The following is a 23899-nucleotide window of genomic DNA, read 5'->3' on the forward strand; positions in this document are numbered from 1 at the left end:
CTCCACATCGAACCAAAGGAAAGACATGAAGGTTTACTACGACAAGGACGCCGACCTCTCGCTGATCAAGGGCAAGCAGGTCACCATCGTCGGCTACGGCTCGCAGGGCCACGCCCATGCCCAGAACCTGCGCGACTCCGGCGTGAATGTCACCGTCGGCCTGCGCAAGGACGGCAGCTCGTGGGCCAAGGCCGAGGCCGCCGGCCTGGCCGTCAAGGAAATCGGCGAAGCCGTCAAGGCCGCCGACCTCGTCATGATCCTGCTGCCGGACGAGACCGCGCCCCAGGTCTATCGCGACGACATCGAGCCGAACATCAAGAAGGGCGCCGTGCTCGCCTTCGCCCACGGCTTCAACGTGCACTACAACCAGATCGTGCCGCGTGCCGATCTCGACGTCATCATGGTCGCCCCCAAGGGCCCCGGCCACACCGTGCGCTCCGAGTACCTGCGCGGGGGCGGCGTGCCGACCCTGATCGCGATCTACCAGGACCGCTCGGGCAAGGCCAAGGACATCGCCCTGTCGTACTCCGCTGCCAACGGCGGCACCAAGGGCGGCGTGATCGAGACCAACTTCCGCGAAGAGACCGAGACCGACCTCTTCGGCGAGCAGGCCGTGCTGTGCGGCGGCGCCGTCGAGCTGGTCAAGATGGGCTTCGAGACCCTGGTGGAAGCCGGCTACGCCCCCGAGATGGCCTATTTCGAGTGCCTGCACGAGCTCAAGCTGATCGTCGACCTGATGTACGAGGGCGGCATCGCCAACATGAACTACTCGATCTCGAACAACGCCGAGTACGGCGAGTACGTGACCGGGCCCGAGGTCATCAACGAGCAGTCGCGCGCTGCCATGCGCAACGCGCTCAAGCGTATCCAGACCGGCGAGTACGCCAAGATGTTCATCCTCGAGGGCAAGACCAACTACCCGAGCATGACCGCCTACCGCCGCCTCAACGCCGACCACCAGATCGAGAAGGTCGGTGGCCAGCTGCGCGACATGATGCCGTGGATCAAGGCCAAGGCCCTGGTCGACAAGTCGAAGAACTGATCGCCCCGACGTTCGGTCCAAGGGCCGGTACCGCACTCGCGGTGCCGGCCTTTTTCATTGCTGCGCCCGATCGCCCGCGCAAGCGCACGCACCGCAGGATCGTCATGCGGCGGCGCAGGCGCTTTTGCAGCCGGCACGGCGCGCGCGTACGCTAAAATGACGATCCTGGAATCCACGGAGGCGACGCCCAAGGTGCCCGATAACGAACACGCCCCGCTGCCCTTGTCCGACAAGCGACGCCGCGGCATCTACATCCTGCCGAACCTGTTCACCACCGCAGCGCTGTTCGCCGGCTTCTATGCGATCGTGCAGGCGATGAACCAGCGCTTCGAGTACGCTGCGGTGGCGATCTTCGTCGCCATGGTGCTCGACGGCCTCGACGGCCGCATCGCCCGCCTCACCAACACCCAGAGCGAGTTCGGCGCCGAGTACGACTCGCTCTCCGACATGGTCTCCTTCGGCGCCGCACCGGCGCTGGTGATGTACGAGTGGGCGCTGCAGGACCTCGGCAAGCTCGGCTGGGTCGCCGCCTTCATCTACTGCGCCGGGGCCGCGCTGCGCCTGGCACGCTTCAACACCAACATCGACGTGGTCGACAAGCGCTACTTCCAGGGCCTGCCCAGTCCCGCGGCGGCGGCCCTGGTCGCCGGCATGGTGTGGGTGGGCATCGACAACGGCTTCGCCGGCAACGAGCTGCGCTGGTACGCCGCGGTGCTGACCATCTTCGCCGGCGTCTCCATGGTCAGCAACGTGCTGTTCTGGAGCGGCAAGAGCATCAACCTGCGCAAGAGCGTGCCCTTCATCGTGCTGATCGCGCTGGTGCTCGCCTTCGCGCTCATCTCCAGCTACCCGCCCGGCATCCTCTTCGGCCTCTTCCTCGCCTACGCCGGCTCGGGCTACGTGGTCGCCGCGCTGCGCTGGCGCCGGCGCCGCACCCATCGCGCCGAACCCGCCGCACCCCAGGCGGCCGCGTACACCGCACAAGCCGGCGACGCCGCCGCCGCGCCCGTCGAGGGCGCTTCATCCGACCCCGGGAGCAAGCCATGAAAGACAAGCTGATCATCTTCGACACCACCTTGCGCGACGGCGAGCAGAGCCCCGGCGCGTCGATGACGCGCGACGAGAAGCTGCGCATCGCCCGCCAGCTCGAACGCATGCGGGTCGACGTCATCGAGGCCGGCTTCGCCGCCGCCTCCAATGGCGACTTCGAGGCGGTGCGCTCGATCGCCGAGGCGATCAAGGAATCCACCGTGTGCTCGCTGGCGCGCGCCAACGAGCACGACATCCGCCGCGCCGGCGAGGCCATCCGGCCGGCGGCGCGCGGCCGCATCCACACCTTCATCGCCACCAGCCCGATCCACATGGAGAAGAAGCTGCGCATGACGCCCGATCAGGTCGTCGAGCAGGCGGTCAAGGCGATCGGCTGGGCGCGCGAATACACCGACGACGTCGAGTTTTCCGCAGAGGATGCCGGCCGCTCCGAGATCGACTTCCTGGTGCGCATCTTCGAGGCCGTGATCGACGCCGGCGCGAAGACCATCAACGTGCCCGACACGGTCGGCTACAACGTCCCCGAGCAGTTCGCCGCCACCGTGCGCACGCTGATCGAGCGCGTGCCCAACTCGGACAAGGTGGTGTGGTCGGTGCATTGCCACAACGACCTCGGGCTGGCCGTGGCCAACTCGCTCGCCGCGGTGCGCACGGGCGCGCGCCAGGTCGAGTGCACCATCAATGGCCTGGGCGAGCGCGCGGGCAACGCATCGCTCGAAGAGATCGTCATGGCGGTGCGCACCCGCGCCGACATCTTCCCGGTCGAGACCGGCGTCGACACCACGCAGATCGTCCCGGCCTCGAAGCTGGTTTCGCAGGTCACCGGCTACCCGGTGCAACCCAACAAGGCCATCGTCGGCGCCAACGCCTTCGCGCACGAGTCCGGCATCCACCAGGACGGCGTGCTCAAGCACCGCGAGACCTACGAGATCATGCGCGCCGAGGACGTCGGCTGGGGCGCCAACAAGCTCGTGCTCGGCAAGCTCTCCGGTCGCAACGCCTTCCGCGCCCGCCTGCAGGAGCTCGGCATCGAGATCGAGAGCGAGGAGCACCTGAACCAGGCCTTCGCGCGCTTCAAGGAGCTCGCCGACCGCAAGTCGGAGATCTTCGACGAGGATCTCACCGCGCTGATGCGCGACGAGGCGGTGACCCCGGCGCCCGAGCAGTACCGCCTGGTGTCGACCCGCTTCCATTCCGAGACCGGCGAGACGCCGGTGGCCGAGATCACCCTGTCGATCGGCGGCGCCGAGAAGCACGCCCGTGCCAACGGCTCCGGCCCGGTGGACGCCGCCTTCAAGGCGATCGAGACGGTGGCGACGACGGGAAGCGAGCTGCTGCTCTACTCGGTGAACGCGATCACCAGCGGCACCGACGCCCAGGGCGAGGTCACCGTGCGCCTGTCGCGCGACGGCCGCGTGATGGACGGACAGGGCGCCGACACCGACATCATCGTCGCCTCGGCCAAGGCCTACCTGAACGCGCTCAACAAGCTGCACGTGGGAGCCGAACGGCTCAACCCGCAGGTATGAGGGCGTAAGGCGTCAGGAGCGACGGGCGGGTGCGGAACTTGCCGACCCCGCCCCGCCCGCCTCACTGCGCGCGGGAGGGAGCCGTCGCACGGGCATGCAGCATCGTGCTGGTGAACAACACGACCGCGAGGAAGACCTCGACGAGGGCGAACACGCCGGTGAGCCCGGGGTCGGTGGCGCGCAGCACACCCTCGGTGAAATACAGCAGCGACAGCATCGACAGCCACTGCGAGGTGTAGCGGCGGCCGCGCAGCACGCCGAACACCGCCGGCAGAAGCGGCAGCGCCTTCAGCATCATCCACGAGCCGCCCGGACGCAGCGGGGCGAGCCAGCCCTCCCAGATCACGCACAGCGCGATCAGCGCCAGCAGCGCGACGCTCGACACCACGCTCAGCATGCGCGCATTCATCGCGACCCCGCCAGGCGCATCGCCACCTCGGCAAGGCGCCGGCCCTGCGCCTGCGCGAGCGCGATCTCCTCTGCGCTCGGCGCGGAATCGCCCTCGCTCCCGGAGACATGACTCGCGCCATAGGGCGTGCCGCCGCTGCGCGTCTCGCCGAGCGCCGGCTCGGAGAACGGCAGGCCGAGCACCAGCATGCCGTGATGGAAGAGCGGCAGCATCATCGACAGCAGCGTGCTCTCCTGCCCGCCATGCAGGCTGGACGAGGACGTGAACACGCAGCCCGGCTTGCCCTCGAGGGCGCCGTTGAGCCAGGCACCGGCAAGTCCGTCGAGGAAGTACTTCATCGGCGCCGCCATGTTGCCGAAGCGCGTCGGGCTGCCGAGCGCCAGGCCGACGCACTCCTCCAGGTCGGCGACCTCGACGTAGGGCGGCCCGGACGCCGGGATGTCGTCCTCCACCGCCTCGCACACGGCGGACACCCGCGGCACCGTGCGCACCCGCGCCACCGCGCCCGGCACCTGATGGATGCCGGCGGCGATGTGCTCGGCGAGCGCGCGCACCGAACCGCGGTGGCTGTAGTAGAGGACGAGGATTTCGTGCATCGGATGCCAGTTCCGGAAGGGGAGCGGATTATATCGCGCGGCGTCGCCGGCCACCCGCAGCCCGAAGGCGCACGCGGGCAATGCGCTCAGATCGGATAGGGATCGATCTCGTACTGGAAAAGTTCGACGCTCGGCGTCTGCAGGTCGAGCCCGAGCGCGCGTGCCTGGGCGACATAGACCGTCTGCGTCCCGCGTACGAAGACGAAGCGGCGCGAGGCGTAGGTGCCGGCGACCGCGAGCATCGCCGGATGGCGGCGCAGCGGCTCCATGATCGGCAGCGCGAGCGCGGGCGAGAGCTGCTGCACCGCACGCCCGCGAAAGCCGACCATGACCGGATGGAAGGACTGCCCGATGATCTGCAACCCGACCTCCACCTGCCCCGGGCAATCGCTGCGCACCCAGCGCACGATGCACACCGACCAGGCCTGCTCGGGCTTGCGCCGCAGGGCCAGCGCGCCGCCCGCCTCGATCTCGCCGCGCACGCCGGCCACACTCATGATCGCAAGGCCGCCCGGGCTTTCGTTGAGGACCATCCACTCCTGCAGCAACGCAGGGTCATCCCTTCCCCCACTGCCCAGATCCCACACCGATTGCAGGCCGATCCCGACCTGAACCACGTATTGATGCTGGCGCCGCGGCTGCCCCCGCACCGGCGCCGCCATCCAGTGGCTGCGAAGGCGGCGCAGCAAGGCCACCGTCTCGAGGGGTGAGAGGCCAGGCGGAAACAGCGCCTCCTCGGCATCCAGCGACTCGACTTCGCCCTGCATGCCCGCGAGTTCTGCCGCGGTCATGCGCGCCGTCACCCACTCGATGCACTCGCCCAGCTTCTGCGCCATCGGGCGCGGATTGAAGCTCCACAGATCGCCGCCGAGCACCGACTCCGAGGGCGCCGGCCGCCGCGCCACGGATTGCGGCCCCAGGTCGGCGCCGAGGTCGATCCACCACGCCGATGCGCTCGTGTCGCCGGTGCCGCGCGCGAGCACCGCGGCGCCGAGAACACGCGCATCGAGAAAGTCGTACAACCAGGCGATCTCGCGGCCGGTAAGCCCCTCGGGCTGTGCGACCGCGACGGCCAGCAGACGCAGGTAGGCACAGCGCAGGGGATCGTCCGCGGCAGCCGCGGCAACCTCATGGTGCGCCGCGAAGTCGTGCGCCAACCGCCAAGTCCCCGCGGGAGGCGCAGCCGCCGCCAGCGCGCTCAGCACGAAGATCTCGGTCACCACGCCGATCGCGTATTCGCAGAGCTCCGCTCCGCCCCCCGGCCGCGCCCTTCCGGCGCGCCCGGCTGCAGCCGAGACGGCCGTGGCGACATCGAGCGCGAGCACGCACAACTGCTCGTTCGCCTCGAACAGCGGCACGTCCACCGGGAGCTGTCTCGCGAGCAGCAAGGGCCGCAGCCGGCCACCGATGTCGCCCATGCGCTCGGCCAGCGCGCACAACAACGCGTCGCTCGTCGCCGGACCGGCAGCGGTGCCGCCAAAAGCGTCGTGCATGCGCGCTCGCAGCGCGGCGAGGTCATCCTCCACGGCGTCTGCAGGCTCGCTGTCGAGCCAGCGCAGCAGCGACTGCTCGGCATCGGACGGTGTCGAAGGCGCTTCCATGGTCCCCGGAGAAACATTGCTCGGGTCACATTCTATCCCCATCCCGCGCACACACGCCGCAACACTGCGGACACCCGGCGCCGGTACGCGGAAGATGTCGAGGAATCGCTCGTCGGCCGCAATAAAACCTTGTCCGCGACGGGCGACTCCCCTATAATCCACGGTTTTTCGCATCCACCGATCAGGAACATCCAGATGGTCGTCATTCGCCTTGCCCGTGGTGGCGCCAAAAAGCGCCCGTTCTTCAACATGGTCGTTGCCGATTCGCGCAACCGCCGCGACGGTCGCTTCATCGAGCGCGTCGGCTTCTACAACCCGATCGCCTCGGGCGCCGAGAAAGGCCTCGTGATCAACGCCGAGCGCCTCGCCTACTGGCAGCAGAACGGCGCCCAGCTCTCGCCCACCGTCGCTCGCCTGGTCAAGCAGGCCGGCACGGCCGCGGCCTGATCGACTTCGATCAGCGGCCGAGCGGCGCATGATCGTACTGGGGCGCATCGTCGCCCCTTTTGGCGTTCAGGGCTGGATCAAGATCCATCCCTTCGGTGACGACCCCGCCTCGTGGCGGAATATGTCGCACTGGTGGCTGTGCAGCGACGACGACGCGCCCGCCGAGGCGTGGAAGCAATACACGTTGAGCGCCTGCCGGCCGCACGGCAAGGGGCTGGTGGCCGCACTGGCCGAGATATCCGACCGGGGCGCCGCCGAGGCGATCGACGGCTTCTACATCGCCGCGCCGCGCGAGGCGCTGCCCAAGCCTGCCGAGGGCGAGTACTACTGGGGCGACCTCGTCGGCCTGGCGGTCGAGAACGAGGCGGGTGAAGCGATGGGCACGGTCGCAGGGTTGATCTCGACCGGCGCGCACGACGTGTTGCAGGTGCGTGAAGGCGAAGGTGAAGAGGGGGTCGAACGCCTGATCCCCTTCGTCGCCGCCTACGTGCTCGACGTCGACCTGGCCACGCGGCGCATCCGGGTCGCCTGGCAGAAAGACTGGTAACACGGGACTGTGGAAGGCCGGTGAATCCGCAGAGCCCGCAAGGCGAAACACAGCAGGCGAGCCCTTCGGGCGTTGCAGGCGGCCCGCGTCGATACGACGTGATCACCCTCTTCCCCGAGATGTTCGCCGCGCTCACCGGCAGCGGCATCACGCGGAGGGCGATCGATCGCGGGCTGTACGCGCTCGGGTTCCACAATCCGCGCGACTTCACCAGCGATCCGCATCGCACGGTGGACGACCGCCCCTACGGCGGCGGCCCCGGCATGGTGATGCTGGCCGAGCCGCTGATGCAGGCGATCCGCGCCGCACGCGCGGCGCAGGAAAGGGCGCTCGGACGTAGCGGGCGGGTCATCTACCTGTCGCCGCAGGGGCGCAGGCTGGAGCAGGAGGTGGTGCTGGAACTGGCCGCCGAGCCCGCGCTGGTGCTGCTGTGCGGGCGCTACGAAGGCGTGGATCAGCGCCTGATCGACCGCGAGGTCGACGAAGAGCTTTCGCTCGGCGACTTCGTGCTGTCGGGCGGCGAGCTGCCGGCGATGGTGCTGCTCGACGCGATCGTGCGCCAGCTGCCCGGCGCACTGAACACCGCCGGCTCGGCGCAGGAGGATTCCTTCGCCGACGGCCTGCTGGACTGTCCGCACTACACGCGGCCGGAGCGGTACGAAGACGAACGCGTGCCCGAGGTGCTGTTGTCGGGCAACCATGCGGCAATCCGCCGCTGGCGCCTGAAGCAGTCGCTCGGCCGCACCTGGCTGCGCCGCCCCGACCTGCTCGCGGCGCGCCAGCTCAGCAAGACCGAATTGAAACTGCTTGAAGAGTTCAGGCAGGAGCAAGCCGGGACGCAGGACGCACTGGAACCCCAGCGCGGCTGAGCGTCCTTTCACAAACGGCGCGCATCAGGTTGCGACCTGCTCTGCGGCCAGGCCGACGCAAGAGGCGAAGGCCGATAACATCGATGGAGTATCTGCAATGAACCTGCTTCAGCAACTCGAACAGGAAGAAATGGCCCGCGTCTCGCAGGGCAAGACCATCCCCGAGTTCGGTCCCGGCGACACCGTGATCGTCCAGGTGAAGGTCAAGGAAGGCAACCGCGAGCGTCTGCAGGCCTATGAAGGCGTGGTCATCGCCAAGCGCAACCGCGGCCTGAACTCCTCCTTCATCGTCCGCAAGATCTCCTCGGGCGAGGGCGTGGAGCGTACCTTCCAGACCTACTCGCCGCTGGTCGCCGGCGTCGAGGTCAAGCGTCGCGGTGACGTGCGTCGCGCCAAGCTGTACTACCTGCGCCAGCGCTCGGGCAAGTCGGCGCGCATCAAGGAAAAGCTGGACTACAAGGCCGCCGCCGCCAAGCGTGCCGCCCAGCAGCAACAGGAAGCCTGATCGCTCCGGCGTTCGCTTCATCGAAACGGGCCTTCGGGCCCGTTTTTTCGTTCACCGCAGCCGCGCGGCGGGGCTTGGCAGGCGCGGCCACGCCGGCCCGTCGATCGCGACTTGCGTCGCTCCTGCGGCGCGGCTGCGGCGCTGGGAGTCCGTTGCAGGAGCGACGCGAGTCGCGATTGCGACGCCTGGACACGCGCCGGGACGCCTCCTCCGTGGCCCCCTGCTCAGCGCCGTTCGACGCGATGCATGAGCCAGAACGCGGCCGCGAGGAAGATCAGGCTGGGCGTCAGCGCAGCCATGAAGGGCGGCCAGGCGTTGATCATGCCGAGGTTGGAGAACAGGCCGTTGAGGAGATGGAAGCCCACGCCCAGCATCACCCCCATGAAGATGCGCGCGCTCGCGCCGCCCATGCGGTCGTGGATGAAACCGAAGGGCATCGCCAGCGCCATCATCACCAACGCGGTGAAGGGGTAGATCAGCTTCTTCCACAGCGCGATCTCGAAGCGGTCGGCGTTCTGGTTGTTGTCGCGCAGGTGGTTGATGTAGGTCCACAGGCGACCGAAGGGCATGTGCTCGGGCGACACCATGAGCACCCCCAGCACCTCCGGCGTCAGCTCCGAACGCCAGCGGATTTCGGGCAGGCGCTCGACCTCGGTGCGATCGCCGTGGAAGCGCGTACGCTGCACGTCGAGCAGCTTCCACTCCCCGCTGCCGTCGAACACGCCGGTCGCCGCTTCGGCGATCGATTCGAGCGCGTAGTCTTCATCGAAGGCATAGATGCGCGCACCGCGCATGCTGCGGTCGGGCATCAGCGTGCGCACGTTGAGCACGAGCCGGCCGTCCTTCACCCACAGGCCCGAGCGCAGTTGCTGCGAGACGGTCGCCTGCGTGGCGGTGAGCTTCCACTCCTCCGCGGCGGCCTCCGCGGGCGGCGCCACGTATTCGCCGACCAGGAAGATCAGCACGGCGAACACTCCGCCGATCAGGCCGAGCACGCTCGTCAGCAGCGCGTTCGACATCCCCGAGGCTCGCATCACGGTGATCTCGGAGTTCTTCGCCAAGGTCGCCAGCGCATACAGGGTGCCGATCAGCACCGCGATCGGCATCAGCTCATACACCCGCGCCGGCAGGGTGAGTCCGACATACACCAGGGCCTGGTAGAGCGTGTAGCCGCCCTTGCCCACGTCCTCGAGCTCGTTGATGAAGTCGAAGAAGGCGAACAGGCCGAGAAAGGCCACCAGCACCAGCGCACTGGCGGCGAAGATCTCGCGCGCGAGATAGCGCAGCAGAACCGGACTCACCGGACTCCCCTCCTGCCGCCGGGCGACATTCTTCGGGAGGGCGCCGAGCGCCTCCCTTCGGGCGGCCGTGCGGGTGCGCTCATGCACGCCTCCGCCAGAACGGCGAGATCGCCAGGCGCTTGTGGAACATCAGCGCCAGCACCGCCAGCACCACCACGTGGGGCAGCAGCAATCCGGCCACGAAGGGCAGCTTGCCCTGCGCAACCCAGGACTGGAACACGGAAATCGCGTTGCTGTAGAGCAGGTACACGAGCAGCGCCACCAGCAGGTTGTTCGCACGCCCGGCGCGCGGATTGACGAAGGACAGCGGGATCGCCATCAAGGCCAGCAGCAACGCGACCGCCGGCACGCCGAAGCGGCCGACGAGTTCGCCGAGGCCGCGCGGCTCGGGCTGCGCGAGCAGCACCGCGGTCGGAAGCGCGCGGATGCGTGCCTGCTGGCCCGCGACCTGCTTCTGCTCGACCTGCACTTCGTAGCGATCGAACTCCATTACCCGGTACTCGGGCGTACCCGGGGTCCCGTCGTAGCGCCGCCCTTTCTCGAGCACGACAAACCGCCGGCCGTCCGCATCGCCGCGCAGGTAGCCTTCGGCCGAGGCGATCACCACCAACTGGCCGCTGCGGGTCTGCTCGCTGACGAAGACATTGCGCACCCGGCCATCCTCGCCGGCGCCGACCTCGACGAAGAACACCCGCTGCGCGCTCGCGGACTCGCGGAAGACGCCGGGCGCGACGCGATGGGTATCGTCGCGATTCTCCAGGCGCTCGCGGTATTCCGCGCTCTTCTGCTGTGACCACGGCGTCAGGTAGAGCGAGCCGCCACCGGCCACCAGCACGACGGGCAGCGCGAACATCAGGACCGGCCGGATCCAGGCGGTGAGGGGCACACCCGAGGCGAACCACACCACCATCTCGGAATCCCGGTAGCTGCGCGACAGCGACACCAGGATGGCGATGAACAAGGTGAGCGTCAGCACCGTGGGCAGCTGCGCAAGCGCGCCAAACCCGATCAGCGCCACCACGGCATCGGGCGGCACGCGCCCGCCCGCCGCCTGGCCGAGCAGGCGGATGAGCACGGTGGAGATCAGGATCGCGAACAGCGCCACGAAGACCGCGGCGGCCGTCTGCGCGAATTCCCGTTGCAGGGCGCGCCGGAAGATCATCGGGCGGGGGTCGATACCGGGATGAGGCCGGGCGGCAGGCCGCGGCGGATGTGGATGGGAAGCGTTTTTGACGCCCCGGTTGCGAACGCGCCATAATCTTCGGCAATCGAAACCAGGCATCCAAACAAGGAAAAACGCATGGAATTTACCATAAAGACCGGCAGCCCGGCCAAGCTCAAGACTGGCCTGCTGGTACTCGGCGCGTTTGCCGAAGGCCGTCTCCCCGCCCTCTCGGCCGCGGCCGACGGTGCTGCCGAAGGCCGCCTGGCCGCCCTGATCAAGCGTGGCGACCTCGAGGACAAGGCGGGCGCCACGCTGCTGGTGCATGACCTGCCCGGCGTGCACGCCGAGCGCGTGCTGCTGGTGAGCCTGGGCAAGCACGACGAGTTCGGCGACAAGGCGTACCGCGACGCGCTCGCCGCCGCGGCGAAGGCGATCTCCGCCGGGCCGGCGAAGGACGCCGTGGTCGCGCTCGCCGACGCAGAGCTCTCCGGTCGCGACATGGCGTGGCGGCTGCAGCAGGCCGCGCGCATCCTCGCCGACGGCGCCTACCGCTTCGACGCACTCAAGTCCGACAAGAAGACCCGGAAGGAGCGTGGCGCGAAGAAGCTCTGCCTGCTGGTGAGCTGCGAGCTCGGCGCCGAGCTCGACACCGCCGTCCTGCAGGGCCACGCGATCGCCAGCGGCATGGCGCTGGCGAAGGACCTCGGCAACCTGCCCGGCAACCACTGCACCCCCACCCATCTGGCGGAAACGGCCGAGTCCCTGGGCAAGCAGTACAAGTTCGACGTCGAGGTGCTCGAGCGCGACGACATGGAGAAGCTCGGCATGGGCTCCTTCCTGTCCGTGGCGCGCGGCTCGCACCAGCCGCCCAAGTTCATTGTCATGCACTACAAGGGTGGCAAGGCCAAGGCGAAGCCGGTCGTGCTCGTCGGCAAGGGCATCACCTTCGACACCGGCGGCATCTCGCTCAAACCCGCAGCCGAGATGGACGAGATGAAGTTCGACATGTGCGGCGCCGCGAGCGTGCTCGGCACCTTCAAGGCGGTCGCGCAGATGGGCCTGCCGATCAACCTGGTCGGCCTCGTCCCCACGACCGAGAACATGCCCGGCGGCGGCGCCACCAAGCCCGGCGACGTCGTCACTTCGATGTCGGGGCAGACCATCGAGGTGCTCAACACCGACGCCGAGGGCCGCCTGATCCTGTGCGACGCGCTCACCTACGCCGAGCGCTTCAAGCCCGAGTGCGTGATCGACATCGCCACGCTCACCGGCGCCTGCGTGGTCGCGCTCGGCAAGATCCCGAGCGGACTGCTCGCCAACGACGACGAGCTCGCCGCCGAGATCCTGCGCCGTGGCACCGAGTCGGGTGACCGCGCCTGGCAGCTGCCGCTGTGGGACGAATACCAGGAACTGCTCAAGAGCAACTTCGCCGACATGGGCAACATCGGCGGCCGTTACGCCGGCACGATCACCGCGGCCTGCTTCCTGTCGCGCTTCGCCAAGGCCTACAAGTGGGCCCACCTCGACATCGCCGGCACCGCCTGGGTGTCGGGCGATGCCAAGGGCGCGACCGGCCGCCCGGTGCCGCTGCTGAGCAGCTTCCTGATCGGGCGCGCCCGCGCCCATGCGGCCTGAGCGCCGGCCGGCGGCCGCCATGGCCCCGCGCGTGCAGTTCTATCACAACACCCCCGACCGCCTCGCGCTCGCGCACGAGCTGGCCGCCGGGGCGCACGCACGCGGCCGCAAGGTGGCACTGCGTTGCACCGACGCGACCCAGTTGCGCCGACTCGACCAGGCGCTATGGACCGCGGTGCCGCTCGACTTCGTGCCCCACGTCGGCGTCGGGTCGGCGCTGGCCGCGGAGACCCCGGTGGTGCTGGGCGCAGCCGGCGAGCCCTGCCCGTGGCCGCACGCCGACATGCTGTTCAACCTCGCCGACGACGTTCCCGCCGAGGCGGAAGGGTTTCGCATGGTCGTCGAGATCGTCGGCCGCGACGCCGCCGAAGTGCACGCCGCCCGCCTGCGCTGGGCCGCCTACCGGCAGCGCGGTTACGAACTGAAGGCCTTCGACGCCGAACGCAGGGTGGCGCTGTGAGAGGCTGGGAAGACGACTCCGACGACGAACTCGAGCGCGCCGACGACCTGCTCGGCCAGGCGGACGCGCTGCTGCGCCGCCATCGCGGGGACGCCACGCCAGCCTCCCCCCGCACACCATCGCCGGGCGGCGCGGGCCCCGCCGAGCCCGCCGATGCCGCGCCGGCGATCTCGCCCGCGACCATGCAGGCCTTCGACGACGACGACCTGCCGATCCTGACCGAGGTCGTCGACGACCTCGATCTGCCTGCGGAAATCTTCCAGCCGGTCGAGGCGCCGTTCGCGGCGGCCGCGGTGGCGAGCACGGCGGCCATGCCGTCCTTCGTGCGCAGCCTTGCAGCGGCGCAATTCACGCCTGCGGGGGAGCCTGCCGCGTCGACAGTGCGCGATGCAGCGCCGGAGCCCGTCACGCAGCCCGAACCGCCCGCGCCGCAGACACCCCACCCGCAGTCCGCGCCCTCCGCCGCCGAATCCGCGGCGGCATCGCCACCGGCACGGAGCGCCGCGGCGCAAGAGCAGCAGCTCGCCGAACGCCTGGTCGAGCTCGACACCGCGATCGCGCGCGAAATCGACGAATGGGCCGCGCGCGAGCTGCCGCAGATCATCGCCCGCGAACTCGAGCGCCTCGGCGAGCGCATCCAGGACGAAGCCCTCGCCCACCTGCGCGCCACGCTGCTGCCCGGGATCTCTGCACGCGTCAGCAGCCTGTTCGACGACCGTCCCCACGACGTTCCGCCTGCCCGGTAGGAGCAACGCGAGTCGCGAACGGGACCGCTGCCTTGCGCTGCGGCCGGACGGCCACCGCAATCGCGACTCGCGTCGCTCCCACGGCGGACCACCGCGGTTCGGCAGGGGAGAAGGGCGCGACACCGCCCCATGGCGCGCTCGTACCGGGGCGCCGGTGCTCCATCCGCTATAATCCGCGCTTTGCCTTCACGCGCGTAGAACACCATGGAACTGGCCAAGAGCTTCGAGCCCGCCGACATCGAACGTCGCTGGTACCCGGAATGGGAATCCCGCGGCTATTTCGACGCCGGGCTCGACAAGTCGAACCCCGCCGCCTTCTGCATCCTGCTGCCGCCGCCCAACGTCACCGGCACGCTGCACATGGGGCACGGCTTCAACCAGACGATCATGGACGCGCTCACGCGCTACCATCGCATGCGCGGCGACAACACGCTGTGGCAGCCGGGCACCGACCACGCCGGCATCGCCACCCAGATCGTCGTCGAGCGCCAGCTCGACGCCCAGGGCGTCAGCCGCCACGACCTCGGCCGCGAGCGCTTCCTGGAAAAGGTGTGGGAGTGGAAGGAATACTCCGGCGGCACCATCACCCGCCAGATGCGCCGCCTCGGCACCAGCCCGGACTGGAAGCGCGAGCGCTTCACGATGGACGAGGGCCTGTCGCGCACCGTCACCGAGACCTTCGTGCGCCTCTACAACGAGGGCCTGATCTACCGCGGCAAGCGCCTGGTGAACTGGGACCCCAAGCTCGGCACCGCGGTGTCCGACCTCGAGGTGGTGTCGGAGGAAGAGGACGGCAAGCTCTACCACATCCTGTATCCGTTCTCCGACGGCCCCATCGGTGACCTGCAAGGACTGACGGTCGCCACCACCCGCCCCGAGACCCTGCTCGGCGACGTCGCGGTGATGGTGCATCCCGAGGACGAGCGCTACGCCCACCTCATCGGCAAGACCGTCGAGCTGCCGCTCACCGGCCGTCATATCCCGATCATCGCCGACGACTACGTCGATCGCGAGTTCGGCACCGGCTGCGTCAAGGTCACGCCGGCGCACGACTTCAACGACTACGCGGTGGGCCAGCGCCACAAGCTCGACACCATCGTCGTACTCACCCTCGAAGGCGCCGTGCCCGCGGTGGCCGAGCGCTACACCGCCGACGGCGTCACCCTGGAGGGTGTGCCGATGCCGGCGGGCGTCATCGGACTCGACCGAGTACCGGCGCGCGAGAAGGTGGTCGAGGCGCTCGAGGCGCTCGGCCTGCTGCTCGAGGTCAAGGCGCACAAGATGCAGGTGCCGCGTGGCGACCGCACCGGGGTCGTGATCGAGCCGATGCTGACCGACCAGTGGTTCGTCGCCATGAGCAAGCCGGGCGCGGACGGCAAGTCGATCACCGACAAGGCGCTCGAGGTCGTGGCCTCGGGCGAGATCCGCTTCTACCCGGAAAACTGGGTCAACACCTACAACCAGTGGCTCAACAACATCCAGGACTGGTGCATCTCGCGCCAGCTGTGGTGGGGCCACCGCATCCCGGCCTGGTACGACGAGGAAGGCCGCATCTACGTCGCCACCTGCGAGGAAGAAGCGATCCGCGCCTGGAAGGCCGACCTGCAGCGCGGCATCGACGCACTCACCGCCGAGGTGCAGACGCGCCAGCGCGAAGGCCAGACCGCCGAGCAGTACCCCGAGATCGCCGAACGCCTCGCGCTGCTCCACGCCCGCCACGACGCCGGCCGCCTGCGCCAGGAAGAGGACGTGCTCGACACCTGGTACTCGTCCGCGCTGTGGCCGTTCTCCACGCTCGACTGGACCGCCGAGTGGCCGGAGAAGAGCAACGACGCGCTCGACCTCTACCTGCCCTCCACCGTGCTCGTCACCGGCTTCGACATCATCTTCTTCTGGGTGGCGCGCATGGTCATGATGACCAGGCACATCACCGGCAGGATCCCGTTCAAGCACGTGTATGTGCACGGCCTGATCCGCGATGCGGAAGGCCAGAAGATGAGCAAGTCCAAGGGCAACGTGCTCGACCCGATCGACCTCATCGACGGCATCGCGCTCGACGAGCTCATCAAGAAGCGCACCTTCGGCCTGATGAACCCCAAGCAGGCGCAGAGCATCGAGAAGAAGACGCGCAAGGAGTTCCCCGAGGGCATCCCCGCCTTCGGTACCGACGCGCTGCGCTTCACCTTCGCCTCGCTCGCCAGCCCGGGCCGCGACATCAAGTTCGACCTCGCGCGCTGCGAGGGCTACCGCAACTTCTGCAACAAGCTGTGGAACGCCACCCGCTTCGTGCTGATGAACTGCGAAGGCCAGGACTGCGGCATCGGCGAGGCCGTCGCCTGCTCCACCGAGGTGCTCGACTTCTCCTTCGCCGACCGCTGGATCGTGTCGCGCCTGCAACGCACCGAGGCCGAGGTGGCCGAGCACTTCGACGCCTACCGCTTCGACCTGGTCGCGCGCGCGGTGTATGAGTTCGTGTGGGACGAGTACTGCGACTGGTACCTGGAGCTCGCCAAGGTGCAGATCCAGTCCGGCACCCCGGCGCAGCAGCGCGCCACCCGCCGCACGCTGCTGCGCGTGCTCGAGACCGTGCTGCGCCTGGCGCACCCGCTGATCCCCTTCATCACCGAAGAACTCTGGCAGACGGTCGCCCCGCTCGCAGGGCGCAAGGAAGGCGACAGCATCATGCGCGCGCGCTATCCGCAGGCCGAGCCCAAGCGCATCGACGAGGCCTCCGAGGCCAAGGTCGCCGAGCTCAAGGCGATGATCTACGCCTGCCGCAACCTGCGCGGCGAGATGAACATCTCCCCGGCGCAGCGCCTGCCGCTGGTGGCCGCGGGCGACAAGGCGGCACTGGCGCTGTACGCGCCTTACCTCGCCGGCCTCGCCAAGCTCGCCGAGGTGCAGGTCGTGGACGAGATCGGCGCCGACGAGCTCGCCCCGGTCGCGGTCGCAGGCGAGACCCGCCTGATGCTGAAGGTGGAGATCGACGTCGCCGCCGAGCGCGAGCGTCTGGGCAAGGAGATCGCCCGCCTGGAGGGCGAGATCGCCAAGGCCGAAGGCAAGCTCGGCAACGCCAGCTTCGTAGACCGCGCGCCGGCCGCGGTGGTGCAGCAGGAACGCGACCGCCTGGCGGGCTTCAAGGCCACGGTGGGCAAGCTCAAGCCGCAGCTCGCCAAGCTGGGGGGCTGATGGCCGCACGGAGGGCGCGCGTGCATTCCGTTCAAATGCGCGTCGCGCTTCCTCCGACGCCGGAATCGCGACTTGCGTCGCTCCTACCAATGCCGTAGCGCTTCGCTTCCTCCAGCGCCGAAATCGCGACTTGCGTCGCTCCTTCCGAAAGCGCCCGTGGGAGCGACGCGAGTCGCGATGCGGCGCCCCAGCCCGCGCGGAACTCCGGCAAGCGCCGAAAACTACTTCCGCTTCAGGAAGAACTCGTAGGCCTTGTCGGACGTTTCACCCTGGCCGAGCAACTCGTTGCCGGTCTGGCGCGCAAACGCCTGGAAATCCTTGATCGACCCGGGATCGGTCGCCAGCACGCGGACGATCTGTCCGCTCTGCATCTCGGACAGCATCTTCTTGGCCCGCAGGATCGGTAGCGGGCAGTTGAGCCCGCGCGCATCCACTTCCTTGTCGTATCTCATCCCCGCTCCCTGGTTGGGTCGTGTTGAAGGCGGCCGATTCTAAAGGATGGCATTGCGCCCCGGAAGGCGCGCCCGTCACGCTGCGCGACATGCGGCGCGAGGTCGTTCAGCGCTCGCGCTTTTCCTCCAGCAGGCGCTGCTTGAGCTCGCGCAGGCGCGCATCCACCGCCGACAGGGTATAGAAGTCGCCATCGCTGGCCCTGCGCGCGATCTCGAGCTGCTCGATCGCGGCCGGCAGGCTGCCGCGCAGGTAGTACACCTCGGCCTGGGTGCGGTGCTGCTCGGTGCGCTGTCCGAGGGCCGCGTAGGCGCGCGACAGCAGCTGCCACAGGCGCGGATCAGCGCTGCGGTTGTCGATGCGGCGGCGCAGTTCGGTCGCGGCGACGTCCGCCCGTCCGCCGAGGATGCGCGCATCGGCGAGCGCGTAGCTCACGCTGCGGCTGGACGGAAACTGCTTCTGCGCGGCCTCGAGGATGCGGATCGCGCCCCCGGCGTCGTTGCGCGCGAGACGGATCTCCGCCGCCAGCCCCTCGACCCAGGCCAGGCCCGCCGCCTTCGCGCGCAGCGGCTGCAGGCGGGCCTCGGCCTCGTCGAGGCGACCGGCGCGCATCAGCGCACGGGCGAGACCGTAGGCGAGCGCCTCGTCCTTGGGCTCGCGTGCGAGGCGGTCCTCCAGCTCCTGCACCGCCTCGGCGGGCTGGCCGGCGTTGGCGCGCAGCTTGGCACGCGCGAAGCGGAAATCCGCCGAGTCCGGCACCTGGCGATAGCGCATCGCCGCGACGCGGTTCTCCATGTCGGCGATGCGCTCGGTGGTCAGCGGGTGAGTGCGCAGGTAAGCCGGCGCGTTGTTCTCGTACACACGCGTGTTGCGTTGCAGGCGCTCGAAGAAGCCGGGCATGCCGCGCACGTCGAGCCCGGCCTTGTCCAGGGTCTCGAGGCCGGCGCGGTCGGCCTCGCGCTCGAAGGCGCGGGTGTAGCCGAGTTGGGACTGGATCGCCCCGGCCTGGCCGGCAGCGATCGCCGCGGTGCTGACATCCGAGTTGCTGCGCGCGGCCAGCACCGCCACCAGCATCGAGGCGATCATCAGCATCGCCGACTGGCTCTGCTTGCCGACGATCTGCGCGATGTGGCGCTGGGTGACGTGGGCGATCTCGTGGCCGAGCACCGAGGCGAACTCGGACTCGCCCTCCGCCGCCAGGATCAGCCCGGTGTGCACGCCGATGAAGCCGCCCGGCAGCGCGAAGGCGTTGAGCGTGGCGTCGCGCACGACGAAGAAGTCGAAGTCGAGTCCCGGGTTGTTACTCACCGCCGCCAGGCGCTGGCCGAGGCGGTTCACGTACTCCTCGACCTCCGCATCGTCGAGATAGGCCGCGTCGCGCCAGCGGATCTCGCGGATGATCTGTTCGCCGATCTTGCGTTCGGCCGCGGGAGAGAGTTCGGACGCGGCCACGTCGCCGAGATCGGGCAGATCGGCGGCGAGCACGGGGGCCGGCGCAGGCAGGGCCAGCGCGAGGCTGAGCAGCAGGGCGAGGGGTCGGCGCATCATCGGATGCTATGATACCCGCCGATCCGCGCCCGTTCCCCCGCCGATGTATCGACGTGTAGCGGCGCCTCCCGCCGCGTGGCGATTGCCGCCGCGGCACACCCGCATCTTCTGCCCTGCCCCACCATGAGCACTCCGGAATCCAGTCCGCTGACCCACTTCGACGCCGACGGCCAGGCCCACATGGTCGACGTCGGTGCCAAGGCCGAAACCCGCCGCGTCGCGGTCGCCACCGGCCGCATCCACATGCTGCCCGCCACCTTCGACATGGTGAAGTCGGGCAGCGCGAAGAAGGGCGACGTGCTCGGCATCGCCCGCATCGCCGCGATCCAGGCCTCCAAGCGCACCAGCGAGCTGATCCCGCTCTGCCACCCCATCCCGCTCACCCGCGTCGCGGTCGAGTTCGAGCTCGACGCGGCCGCGCACGCCATCCGCTGCACGGTCACCGCCGAGACCGTCGGCCGCACCGGCGTCGAGATGGAGGCGCTCACCGCGGTCAACGTCGGCCTGCTCACCATCTACGACATGTGCAAGGCGGTGGACCGCGGCATGCGCATGGAGGGCATCCAGCTGATGGAGAAGCTGGGCGGCAAGTCGGGGCACTGGAAGGCGTGAGGGGGGCGCGGCGTCGGGCGTAAGGAGCGAGGCCTCAGGCGCCGGGCGGCGGCTGGGGGCCTGCATCACGCCGCGCGAGACGCGCGAAGACCAAGGGGAAGGCGCCGGTGCCGGCGAGCGCGATCGCCGAGACGAGGAAGGCCAGCCCGGCCATCGGGTCGGACAAGGCGGGGTGCAGAAGCGCGCCGGCACCGACGAAGCACAGCAGCGCGGCCCCGAGCGACACGGCTGCGAGCCCGAACAGGGAAAGCGCGACGAGCGGCAGACGGGCGGCCACCGGACTCATCGCGCCGCCTCCCGCAGCGTCGATCTCATGCGCCCTGAAAACGCATCCGCCATGGCAATTCTCCCTGGATGAAGAGGCGCGCCTCCTCCGAGCGCGGACGGGCGAAGAAGGCGCGCACCGGGGTGTGCTCGCACACCCGGCCGCCCGCCATGAAGACGATGTCGTCGCCCAGGCGAGTCGCCTGACCGAGGTTGTGAGTGACCATGAGGATGCGCGTGCCGTCGGTGCGGATCTCGCGGATGATGCGCTCGACCGCCGCGCTCGCCGAGGGGTCGAGGCTGGCGGTGGGCTCGTCGAGCAGCAGCAGGCGCGGCCTGGTCAGCCAGGCGCGCGCGAGCGCGAGACGCTGCTGCTCGCCGCCGGAGAGCTGGCGCGCACTGTCGCCGGCGCGGTCGGCGAGGCCGACCCGCTCCAGCATCTCCAGGCCGCGCCGGCGCCGCTCCGCCCCCGCCACGCCGAGCGGCTTGAGCCCGAGGACGACGTTGTCGAGCACGGCCATGCGCAGCATCATCGGGCGCTGGAAGACCATCATCACGCCCTGCTGCGGCCGCGTACCGCCGGCCCCGCCCCAGGCCATGCTGCCCGAGCTCGGCTCGATCAGCCCGCAGATCGTGCGCAGCAGCACGCTCTTGCCTGCGCCGTTGGGGCCGAGCACCAGGGTGATGCCCTCCTCGCTCAGTTCCAGATCCACGCCCGCGAGCACCTCCCGCCCGTTGGGCGCGAAGCGCAGGTCGTGGATGGAGAGGGGGAAGATGGGCATCGCGGACCTCACCCGAAGCGCCGCATCGCCCACTGCCGCAGCACGTAGGCGAGCGCGTTGAGCGCGAGGATGATCACGATCAGCACCATGCCGAGCGCGATCGCCAGCGCCAGGTCGCCCTTGCTGGTCTCGAGCGCGATCGCCGTGGTCATGACCCGGGTGGCGCCGTCGATGTTGCCGCCGACGATCATCACCGCGCCCACCTCGCTCATCGCCCGTCCGAGGCCCGCGAGCACCGCCACCACCAGCGAGTGGCGGCAGTCGTGCAGCAGCGTGGTGACGCTGTCCCACCACGAAAAGCGCATCACCTGCAGCTCCTCGGCGTAGCGCGCCCACACGTCCTCGACCACCTGGCGGGTGATCGCCGCCATCAACGGCACCACCAGCAGGGTCTGCGCCACCACCATCGCCGCCGGCGAATACAGCATGCCCAGGGCGCCGAAGGGCCCCGAGCGCGACAGGATCAGGTACACCACCACGCCCACCACCACCGAGGGCAGGCCCATCATGCCGTTGATCAGCACCGACAGCGTGGTCTTGCCCGGAAAGCGCCCGACCGCGATGCAGGCCCCGAGCGGCAGGCCGATCAGCGTGCCGAGCACCACCGCCGCGCCGCTGACCTGCAGCGACAGCGCGACGATCTCGAGCACCGTGTGGTCGAAATGGGCAAGCAGCGACAGCGCATCGGAGAAGGTGGCGGCGAAGGCGGACATCGGCGGGGAGGATAACCGAAAGCCGACGCCGGCCGGAACGCCGGGAGCGGCTTCAGCCGGGCGCCGCCGCGGCGCGCGCAGGTGTCGGAGGCCGGTGCGAAAGGCGCCCGCGGCTAGCTTTCGTAGGACAGCAGGAGCACGTCCGCCGCCTGCTCCCGGAGCGGGATCAGGGCCTGATAGGCTGGCGACGAGAACCAGTCGTTCACCGCCGCGACGCTGGGAAAGCGGATCACGACGATGTCCGGGTGGGGGCTTTCGCCCGCGAGCGCGGCCACCTGCCGGCCGCGAAACACCAGCTCCGCGCCCCAGGGGACCAAGGTCTGCGGAACCTTGCTGCGGTATTCGGCCCACATCTCCGCGTTCTTCACCGTGATATGGCCGACGACGTATGCTTCACTCATGGACGGGCTTCCAGAAATCGATTGTGCTGCAGATCAACCGCCGCCCTTCTGCATCGCGCGATCGAGCCGCGCCAGCAAGGCGCGGCGCGCGGCTTCCTCGCCCGGACCGAAGCCGTAGCGCACGATCAGTTGCGGCAGCTCGAACAGACCCAGGCGGCGCACGCCGGCAGGCTCGATGTCGATGACCAGGCGCTGCGCGCCGTCCTGCAGGCGGAAGCGCAGGCTTGCCGCGCCGCCCTCCACCCCCGGCCAGGCCTGGCGCAGGTCGCGCTCGAACTCGCGCGCGGTGGCGGTGACCCGGCGCTCGAAGGACTCGGGCACCGGGCCGTTGATGAACGCCACCTGCTCAGCCACCCGCGATCGGCGGCCAGATGGCGAGCTCGTCGCCGTCGGCGAGGCGCTTGCGGGCGCGCTCCGAGGGCGGCACGAAGTGTCCGTTCACCAGCACCAGATGCGCGCTGCGCTCGGGCACGTTGTAGCGCCGGATCATCTCCGCCACCGTGGTGCCCTCGTCCACCTCGAGTTCGAGGCGGTTGCCACGGTGGCCGTCGGGCAGATAGTCCGACAGCGAGGCGAAGAGCTTGAAGGCGATGCGGATCGTCACGCGAGTCTCCAGGATCGTCCCCTCAGCGCGCCAGCGCCATCGGCTGCTGGCTGCGCGCGACGTAGGCATCGACGAAGGCGAGCGGGTTGGCGAGCAGGCGCTCCTTCCAGTCGCCCAGCTTCACCTGGCCGTGGATCAGCCCGCGCAGCGCGCCCACATGCTGGGTGAGCCCGATCGAGGTGGCGCCGACCAGCACGTCGTCCTTGAACTGCAGGCTCAGGTAGCGGTAGCGCGCCTCGTCCACCATCTCGACCCCGCTGCCGCCGGCCTCGGGCTTTTCGCCCCACCACTGGCCGAAGGACGAGGAGATCAAGCCGAGCGTGTCGAGCACGTTGATGGCCAGCACGCCGTTGAGGCGCGACTCGTGGACGCGGTCGCGCGCCATGTTGGTGGCGGCGATGCGCGCCTGGTCGGCGGCGTTGGGCTGGATCGCCGACACCAGGTGCGCGCCGGTGAACAGGTCGGGCGCCTCGGCCACGTCGCCGGCCGCGAAGATGCCGGGCACGCTGGTCTCCATGTGGTCGTCGACCAGCACGCCCTTGGCCACATGCACCGGCGTCTCGTCGAGAAAGCCGACGTTGGGCGCCACGCCCGCGGCGACGATCACCAGGTCGCAGTCGAGGCGGTCGCCGGTGGACAGGCTCACCACCAGCGGCGCATCGGAACCGGCCTCGCTGCCGCGGTCGATGCGCTGCACGCCCGCCGAGGTGAGCACGCGGATGCCCTTCTCCTCGACCCAGCGCTTGATCATGCCGCCAGCCTTCGGCGTCATCATGCGTGGCACCATGCGGTCGCCCATCTCCACCACGGTGAGCTGCACGCCGCACTTGGCGAGCGCTTCCATGATGATGCAGCCGATGAAGCCGGCGCCCAGTTGCAGCACGCGCGCGCCGGGTCTGGCATGGGCGGCGATCGCGCGCGCGTCGGCGAGCGTCCAGCAGGTGTGCACCGAGGGCAGGTCCACGCCGGGGATGGGCGGGCGCACCGGATGCGAGCCGGTGGCGATCAGCAGGCGGTCGTAGTGCTCGAAGTGGCCGTCGTCGAACAGCACCTTGCGCTTGTCGGCGTCGAGCGCGACCGCGCGGCCGCGCAGCTGGCGGATGCGCAGGCGCTCGAAGTGGCCGGGGTCCTTGCGCAGCCAGGTGCCCGACTCGTCGATGTTGCCTTCGAGCAGGTAGGGAATCGCCATGCGCGAATACGGCGGCGCGTCCTCGTGGCCGACCATCAGGATGTCGTCGGCCGGCGCCACCTTGCGCAGGGTTTCGGCAGCAACGACGCCCGCGGGGCCGTTGCCGAGAATCAGGTGTTTCATTGCAGCGTCCTCTAGCGAACCGCGGCGTGGAAGGCAGGCCGCGGCAAGGCGATCGCAGGTAATCCGGGTGATCCGGGCCCCGTAGGAGCGGCGCAAGCCGCGCGCCCTTCGGATCGGGCCGA

General features: G+C 69.5%; 26 protein-coding genes. 12 read left to right on the plus strand and 14 right to left on the minus strand.

The features are described from left to right. Nucleotides 1-25 precede the first annotated feature (25 nt). The 3 genes from ilvC (at nucleotide 26) to PO78_RS19600 (ending at nucleotide 3621) form a co-directional block, all read left to right on the plus strand. Complete coding sequence (ilvC, locus tag PO78_RS19590) at nucleotides 26-1042, plus strand: ketol-acid reductoisomerase (RefSeq protein WP_004300544.1); 1017 nt, start codon at nucleotides 26-28, stop codon at nucleotides 1040-1042. 156 nt (nucleotides 1043-1198) lie between these two features. Next, entirely contained in the window at nucleotides 1199-2089 is an 891-nt protein-coding gene (gene pssA / locus PO78_RS19595; protein ID WP_004300542.1) for a CDP-diacylglycerol--serine O-phosphatidyltransferase, read from the plus strand. Beyond that, complete coding sequence (locus tag PO78_RS19600) at nucleotides 2086-3621, plus strand: 2-isopropylmalate synthase (protein ID WP_004300541.1); 1536 nt, start codon at nucleotides 2086-2088, stop codon at nucleotides 3619-3621. The genes pssA and PO78_RS19600 overlap by 4 nt, the downstream gene beginning before the upstream one ends. Before the next feature lie 61 nt (nucleotides 3622-3682). Here the strand turns inward: PO78_RS19600 and PO78_RS19605 are convergent, their stop codons facing one another. The 3 genes from PO78_RS19605 to PO78_RS19615 form a co-directional block, all read right to left on the minus strand. Next, complete coding sequence (locus PO78_RS19605) at nucleotides 3683-4030, minus strand: DUF2069 domain-containing protein (protein ID WP_004300539.1); 348 nt, start codon at nucleotides 4028-4030, stop codon at nucleotides 3683-3685. Beyond that, nucleotides 4027-4626 carry an NAD(P)H:quinone oxidoreductase gene (wrbA, locus tag PO78_RS19610; protein WP_004300537.1) on the minus strand — a complete coding sequence of 200 codons (600 nt, stop codon included), beginning with the start codon at nucleotides 4624-4626 and terminating at the stop codon, nucleotides 4027-4029. The genes PO78_RS19605 and wrbA overlap by 4 nt, the downstream gene beginning before the upstream one ends. An 86-nt stretch (nucleotides 4627-4712) precedes the next feature. Further along, entirely contained in the window at nucleotides 4713-6227 is a 1515-nt protein-coding gene (locus tag PO78_RS19615) for a hypothetical protein (protein WP_004300534.1), read from the minus strand. Nucleotides 6228-6422: 195 nt separating this feature from the next. Between PO78_RS19615 and rpsP the strand changes: the two genes are divergently transcribed. The 4 genes from rpsP (at nucleotide 6423) to rplS (ending at nucleotide 8595) form a co-directional block, all read left to right on the plus strand. Continuing rightward, entirely contained in the window at nucleotides 6423-6674 is a 252-nt protein-coding gene (gene rpsP, locus PO78_RS19620) for a 30S ribosomal protein S16 (RefSeq protein ID WP_004300532.1), read from the plus strand. Between the two features lie 28 nt (nucleotides 6675-6702). Next, nucleotides 6703-7221, plus strand: coding sequence for a ribosome maturation factor RimM (gene rimM, locus PO78_RS19625; RefSeq protein ID WP_004300530.1), 519 nt, complete (start codon nucleotides 6703-6705; stop codon nucleotides 7219-7221). Nucleotides 7222-7319: 98 nt separating this feature from the next. Next, on the plus strand, nucleotides 7320-8090 hold the full coding sequence (trmD, locus tag PO78_RS19630; protein ID WP_269429776.1) for a tRNA (guanosine(37)-N1)-methyltransferase TrmD: 771 nt from the start codon (nucleotides 7320-7322) through the stop codon (nucleotides 8088-8090). Nucleotides 8091-8187: 97 nt separating this feature from the next. Beyond that, entirely contained in the window at nucleotides 8188-8595 is a 408-nt protein-coding gene (gene rplS / locus PO78_RS19635) for a 50S ribosomal protein L19 (protein WP_004300527.1), read from the plus strand. 224 nt (nucleotides 8596-8819) lie between these two features. Here the strand turns inward: rplS and lptG are convergent, their stop codons facing one another. Continuing rightward, nucleotides 8820-9896, minus strand: coding sequence for an LPS export ABC transporter permease LptG (gene lptG / locus PO78_RS19640; protein WP_043746287.1), 1077 nt, complete (start codon nucleotides 9894-9896; stop codon nucleotides 8820-8822). Nucleotides 9897-9975: 79 nt separating this feature from the next. Further along, the gene (lptF, locus tag PO78_RS19645) at nucleotides 9976-11058 is read right to left on the minus strand and encodes an LPS export ABC transporter permease LptF (protein WP_004300523.1); all 1083 of its coding nucleotides are present in this window, start codon (nucleotides 11056-11058) and stop codon (nucleotides 9976-9978) included. Between the two features lie 138 nt (nucleotides 11059-11196). Here lptF and PO78_RS19650 point away from each other — a divergent pair, with 138 nt between their 5' ends. From PO78_RS19650 to PO78_RS19665, 4 genes are all read left to right on the plus strand, one after another. Beyond that, nucleotides 11197-12696, plus strand: a complete 1500-nt coding sequence (locus tag PO78_RS19650) for a leucyl aminopeptidase (protein ID WP_004300522.1) — start codon at nucleotides 11197-11199, stop codon at nucleotides 12694-12696. Nucleotides 12697-12715: 19 nt separating this feature from the next. After that, nucleotides 12716-13156, plus strand: a complete 441-nt coding sequence (locus PO78_RS19655) for a DNA polymerase III subunit chi (protein ID WP_004300521.1) — start codon at nucleotides 12716-12718, stop codon at nucleotides 13154-13156. Beyond that, complete coding sequence (locus tag PO78_RS19660) at nucleotides 13153-13902, plus strand: hypothetical protein (RefSeq protein WP_004300520.1); 750 nt, start codon at nucleotides 13153-13155, stop codon at nucleotides 13900-13902. The genes PO78_RS19655 and PO78_RS19660 overlap by 4 nt, the downstream gene beginning before the upstream one ends. A 204-nt stretch (nucleotides 13903-14106) precedes the next feature. Beyond that, nucleotides 14107-17091, plus strand: coding sequence for a valine--tRNA ligase (locus PO78_RS19665; protein WP_043746290.1), 2985 nt, complete (start codon nucleotides 14107-14109; stop codon nucleotides 17089-17091). A gap of 221 nt (nucleotides 17092-17312) precedes the next feature. Here the strand turns inward: PO78_RS19665 and PO78_RS19670 are convergent, their stop codons facing one another. Both PO78_RS19670 and PO78_RS19675 read right to left on the minus strand, forming a co-directional pair. Beyond that, the gene (locus PO78_RS19670; RefSeq protein WP_004300518.1) at nucleotides 17313-17543 is read right to left on the minus strand and encodes a sulfurtransferase TusA family protein; all 231 of its coding nucleotides are present in this window, start codon (nucleotides 17541-17543) and stop codon (nucleotides 17313-17315) included. Nucleotides 17544-17649: 106 nt separating this feature from the next. Then, nucleotides 17650-19089 carry a M48 family metalloprotease gene (locus tag PO78_RS19675; RefSeq protein ID WP_043746293.1) on the minus strand — a complete coding sequence of 480 codons (1440 nt, stop codon included), beginning with the start codon at nucleotides 19087-19089 and terminating at the stop codon, nucleotides 17650-17652. 123 nt (nucleotides 19090-19212) lie between these two features. On the opposite strand from PO78_RS19675, the gene moaC reads away from it, so the two are divergent. Then, the gene (gene moaC, locus PO78_RS19680; RefSeq protein ID WP_012585665.1) at nucleotides 19213-19701 is read left to right on the plus strand and encodes a cyclic pyranopterin monophosphate synthase MoaC; all 489 of its coding nucleotides are present in this window, start codon (nucleotides 19213-19215) and stop codon (nucleotides 19699-19701) included. A 34-nt stretch (nucleotides 19702-19735) separates the two neighbouring features. On the opposite strand, the gene PO78_RS19685 is transcribed toward moaC, so the two are convergent. The 7 genes from PO78_RS19685 to PO78_RS19715 all read right to left on the minus strand — a co-directional run bounded on the left by PO78_RS19685 (nucleotide 19736) and on the right by PO78_RS19715 (nucleotide 23777). Beyond that, nucleotides 19736-19987, minus strand: a complete 252-nt coding sequence (locus PO78_RS19685; protein ID WP_043746297.1) for a hypothetical protein — start codon at nucleotides 19985-19987, stop codon at nucleotides 19736-19738. A gap of 25 nt (nucleotides 19988-20012) precedes the next feature. Continuing rightward, a complete protein-coding gene (locus tag PO78_RS19690; protein WP_004300504.1) occupies nucleotides 20013-20747 on the minus strand; it encodes an ABC transporter ATP-binding protein in 735 nt (244 codons plus the stop codon). An 8-nt stretch (nucleotides 20748-20755) separates the two neighbouring features. Then, complete coding sequence (locus PO78_RS19695) at nucleotides 20756-21460, minus strand: ABC transporter permease (protein WP_012585674.1); 705 nt, start codon at nucleotides 21458-21460, stop codon at nucleotides 20756-20758. Nucleotides 21461-21573: 113 nt separating this feature from the next. Further along, nucleotides 21574-21861 (minus strand): DUF1330 domain-containing protein, encoded by a 288-nt coding sequence (locus PO78_RS19700; RefSeq protein ID WP_043746300.1) that lies wholly within the window; start codon nucleotides 21859-21861, stop codon nucleotides 21574-21576. A 33-nt stretch (nucleotides 21862-21894) separates the two neighbouring features. Beyond that, nucleotides 21895-22203 (minus strand): hypothetical protein, encoded by a 309-nt coding sequence (locus PO78_RS19705; protein WP_004300501.1) that lies wholly within the window; start codon nucleotides 22201-22203, stop codon nucleotides 21895-21897. A 4-nt stretch (nucleotides 22204-22207) separates the two neighbouring features. After that, nucleotides 22208-22465, minus strand: coding sequence for a sulfur carrier protein ThiS (thiS, locus tag PO78_RS19710; RefSeq protein ID WP_231570772.1), 258 nt, complete (start codon nucleotides 22463-22465; stop codon nucleotides 22208-22210). 22 nt (nucleotides 22466-22487) lie between these two features. Continuing rightward, the gene (locus tag PO78_RS19715; RefSeq protein ID WP_043746304.1) at nucleotides 22488-23777 is read right to left on the minus strand and encodes an NAD(P)/FAD-dependent oxidoreductase; all 1290 of its coding nucleotides are present in this window, start codon (nucleotides 23775-23777) and stop codon (nucleotides 22488-22490) included. Nucleotides 23778-23899 lie beyond the last annotated feature (122 nt).

It is taken from the genome of Thauera sp. SWB20, assembly GCF_000831325.1.
GTDB classification, from domain to species: domain Bacteria; phylum Pseudomonadota; class Gammaproteobacteria; order Burkholderiales; family Rhodocyclaceae; genus Thauera; species Thauera aminoaromatica.

What these genes read in the sequence shown, in the direction of transcription:
- PO78_RS19675 (WP_043746293.1), bottom strand. Translation starts at nt 19,089, where the DNA reads ATGATGCGCCGACCCCTCGCCCTGCTGCTCAGCCTCGCGCTGGCCCTG.
- rimM (WP_004300530.1), top strand. Translation starts at nt 6,703, where the DNA reads ATGATCGTACTGGGGCGCATCGTCGCCCCTTTTGGCGTTCAGGGCTGG.
- PO78_RS19615 (WP_004300534.1), bottom strand. Translation starts at nt 6,227, where the DNA reads ATGGAAGCGCCTTCGACACCGTCCGATGCCGAGCAGTCGCTGCTGCGC.
- PO78_RS19670 (WP_004300518.1), bottom strand. Translation starts at nt 17,543, where the DNA reads ATGAGATACGACAAGGAAGTGGATGCGCGCGGGCTCAACTGCCCGCTA.
- PO78_RS19685 (WP_043746297.1), bottom strand. Translation starts at nt 19,987, where the DNA reads ATGAGTCCGGTGGCCGCCCGTCTGCCGCTCGTCGCGCTTTCCCTGTTC.
- PO78_RS19650 (WP_004300522.1), top strand. Translation starts at nt 11,197, where the DNA reads ATGGAATTTACCATAAAGACCGGCAGCCCGGCCAAGCTCAAGACTGGC.
- PO78_RS19665 (WP_043746290.1), top strand. Translation starts at nt 14,107, where the DNA reads ATGGAACTGGCCAAGAGCTTCGAGCCCGCCGACATCGAACGTCGCTGG.
- rplS (WP_004300527.1), top strand. Translation starts at nt 8,188, where the DNA reads ATGAACCTGCTTCAGCAACTCGAACAGGAAGAAATGGCCCGCGTCTCG.
- PO78_RS19655 (WP_004300521.1), top strand. Translation starts at nt 12,716, where the DNA reads ATGGCCCCGCGCGTGCAGTTCTATCACAACACCCCCGACCGCCTCGCG.
- PO78_RS19690 (WP_004300504.1), bottom strand. Translation starts at nt 20,747, where the DNA reads ATGCCCATCTTCCCCCTCTCCATCCACGACCTGCGCTTCGCGCCCAAC.
- moaC (WP_012585665.1), top strand. Translation starts at nt 19,213, where the DNA reads ATGAGCACTCCGGAATCCAGTCCGCTGACCCACTTCGACGCCGACGGC.
- lptF (WP_004300523.1), bottom strand. Translation starts at nt 11,058, where the DNA reads ATGATCTTCCGGCGCGCCCTGCAACGGGAATTCGCGCAGACGGCCGCC.
- PO78_RS19700 (WP_043746300.1), bottom strand. Translation starts at nt 21,861, where the DNA reads ATGAGTGAAGCATACGTCGTCGGCCATATCACGGTGAAGAACGCGGAG.
- rpsP (WP_004300532.1), top strand. Translation starts at nt 6,423, where the DNA reads ATGGTCGTCATTCGCCTTGCCCGTGGTGGCGCCAAAAAGCGCCCGTTC.
- PO78_RS19600 (WP_004300541.1), top strand. Translation starts at nt 2,086, where the DNA reads ATGAAAGACAAGCTGATCATCTTCGACACCACCTTGCGCGACGGCGAG.
- PO78_RS19605 (WP_004300539.1), bottom strand. Translation starts at nt 4,030, where the DNA reads ATGAATGCGCGCATGCTGAGCGTGGTGTCGAGCGTCGCGCTGCTGGCG.
- PO78_RS19715 (WP_043746304.1), bottom strand. Translation starts at nt 23,777, where the DNA reads ATGAAACACCTGATTCTCGGCAACGGCCCCGCGGGCGTCGTTGCTGCC.
- wrbA (WP_004300537.1), bottom strand. Translation starts at nt 4,626, where the DNA reads ATGCACGAAATCCTCGTCCTCTACTACAGCCACCGCGGTTCGGTGCGC.
- ilvC (WP_004300544.1), top strand. Translation starts at nt 26, where the DNA reads ATGAAGGTTTACTACGACAAGGACGCCGACCTCTCGCTGATCAAGGGC.
- PO78_RS19695 (WP_012585674.1), bottom strand. Translation starts at nt 21,460, where the DNA reads ATGTCCGCCTTCGCCGCCACCTTCTCCGATGCGCTGTCGCTGCTTGCC.
- pssA (WP_004300542.1), top strand. Translation starts at nt 1,199, where the DNA reads ATGACGATCCTGGAATCCACGGAGGCGACGCCCAAGGTGCCCGATAAC.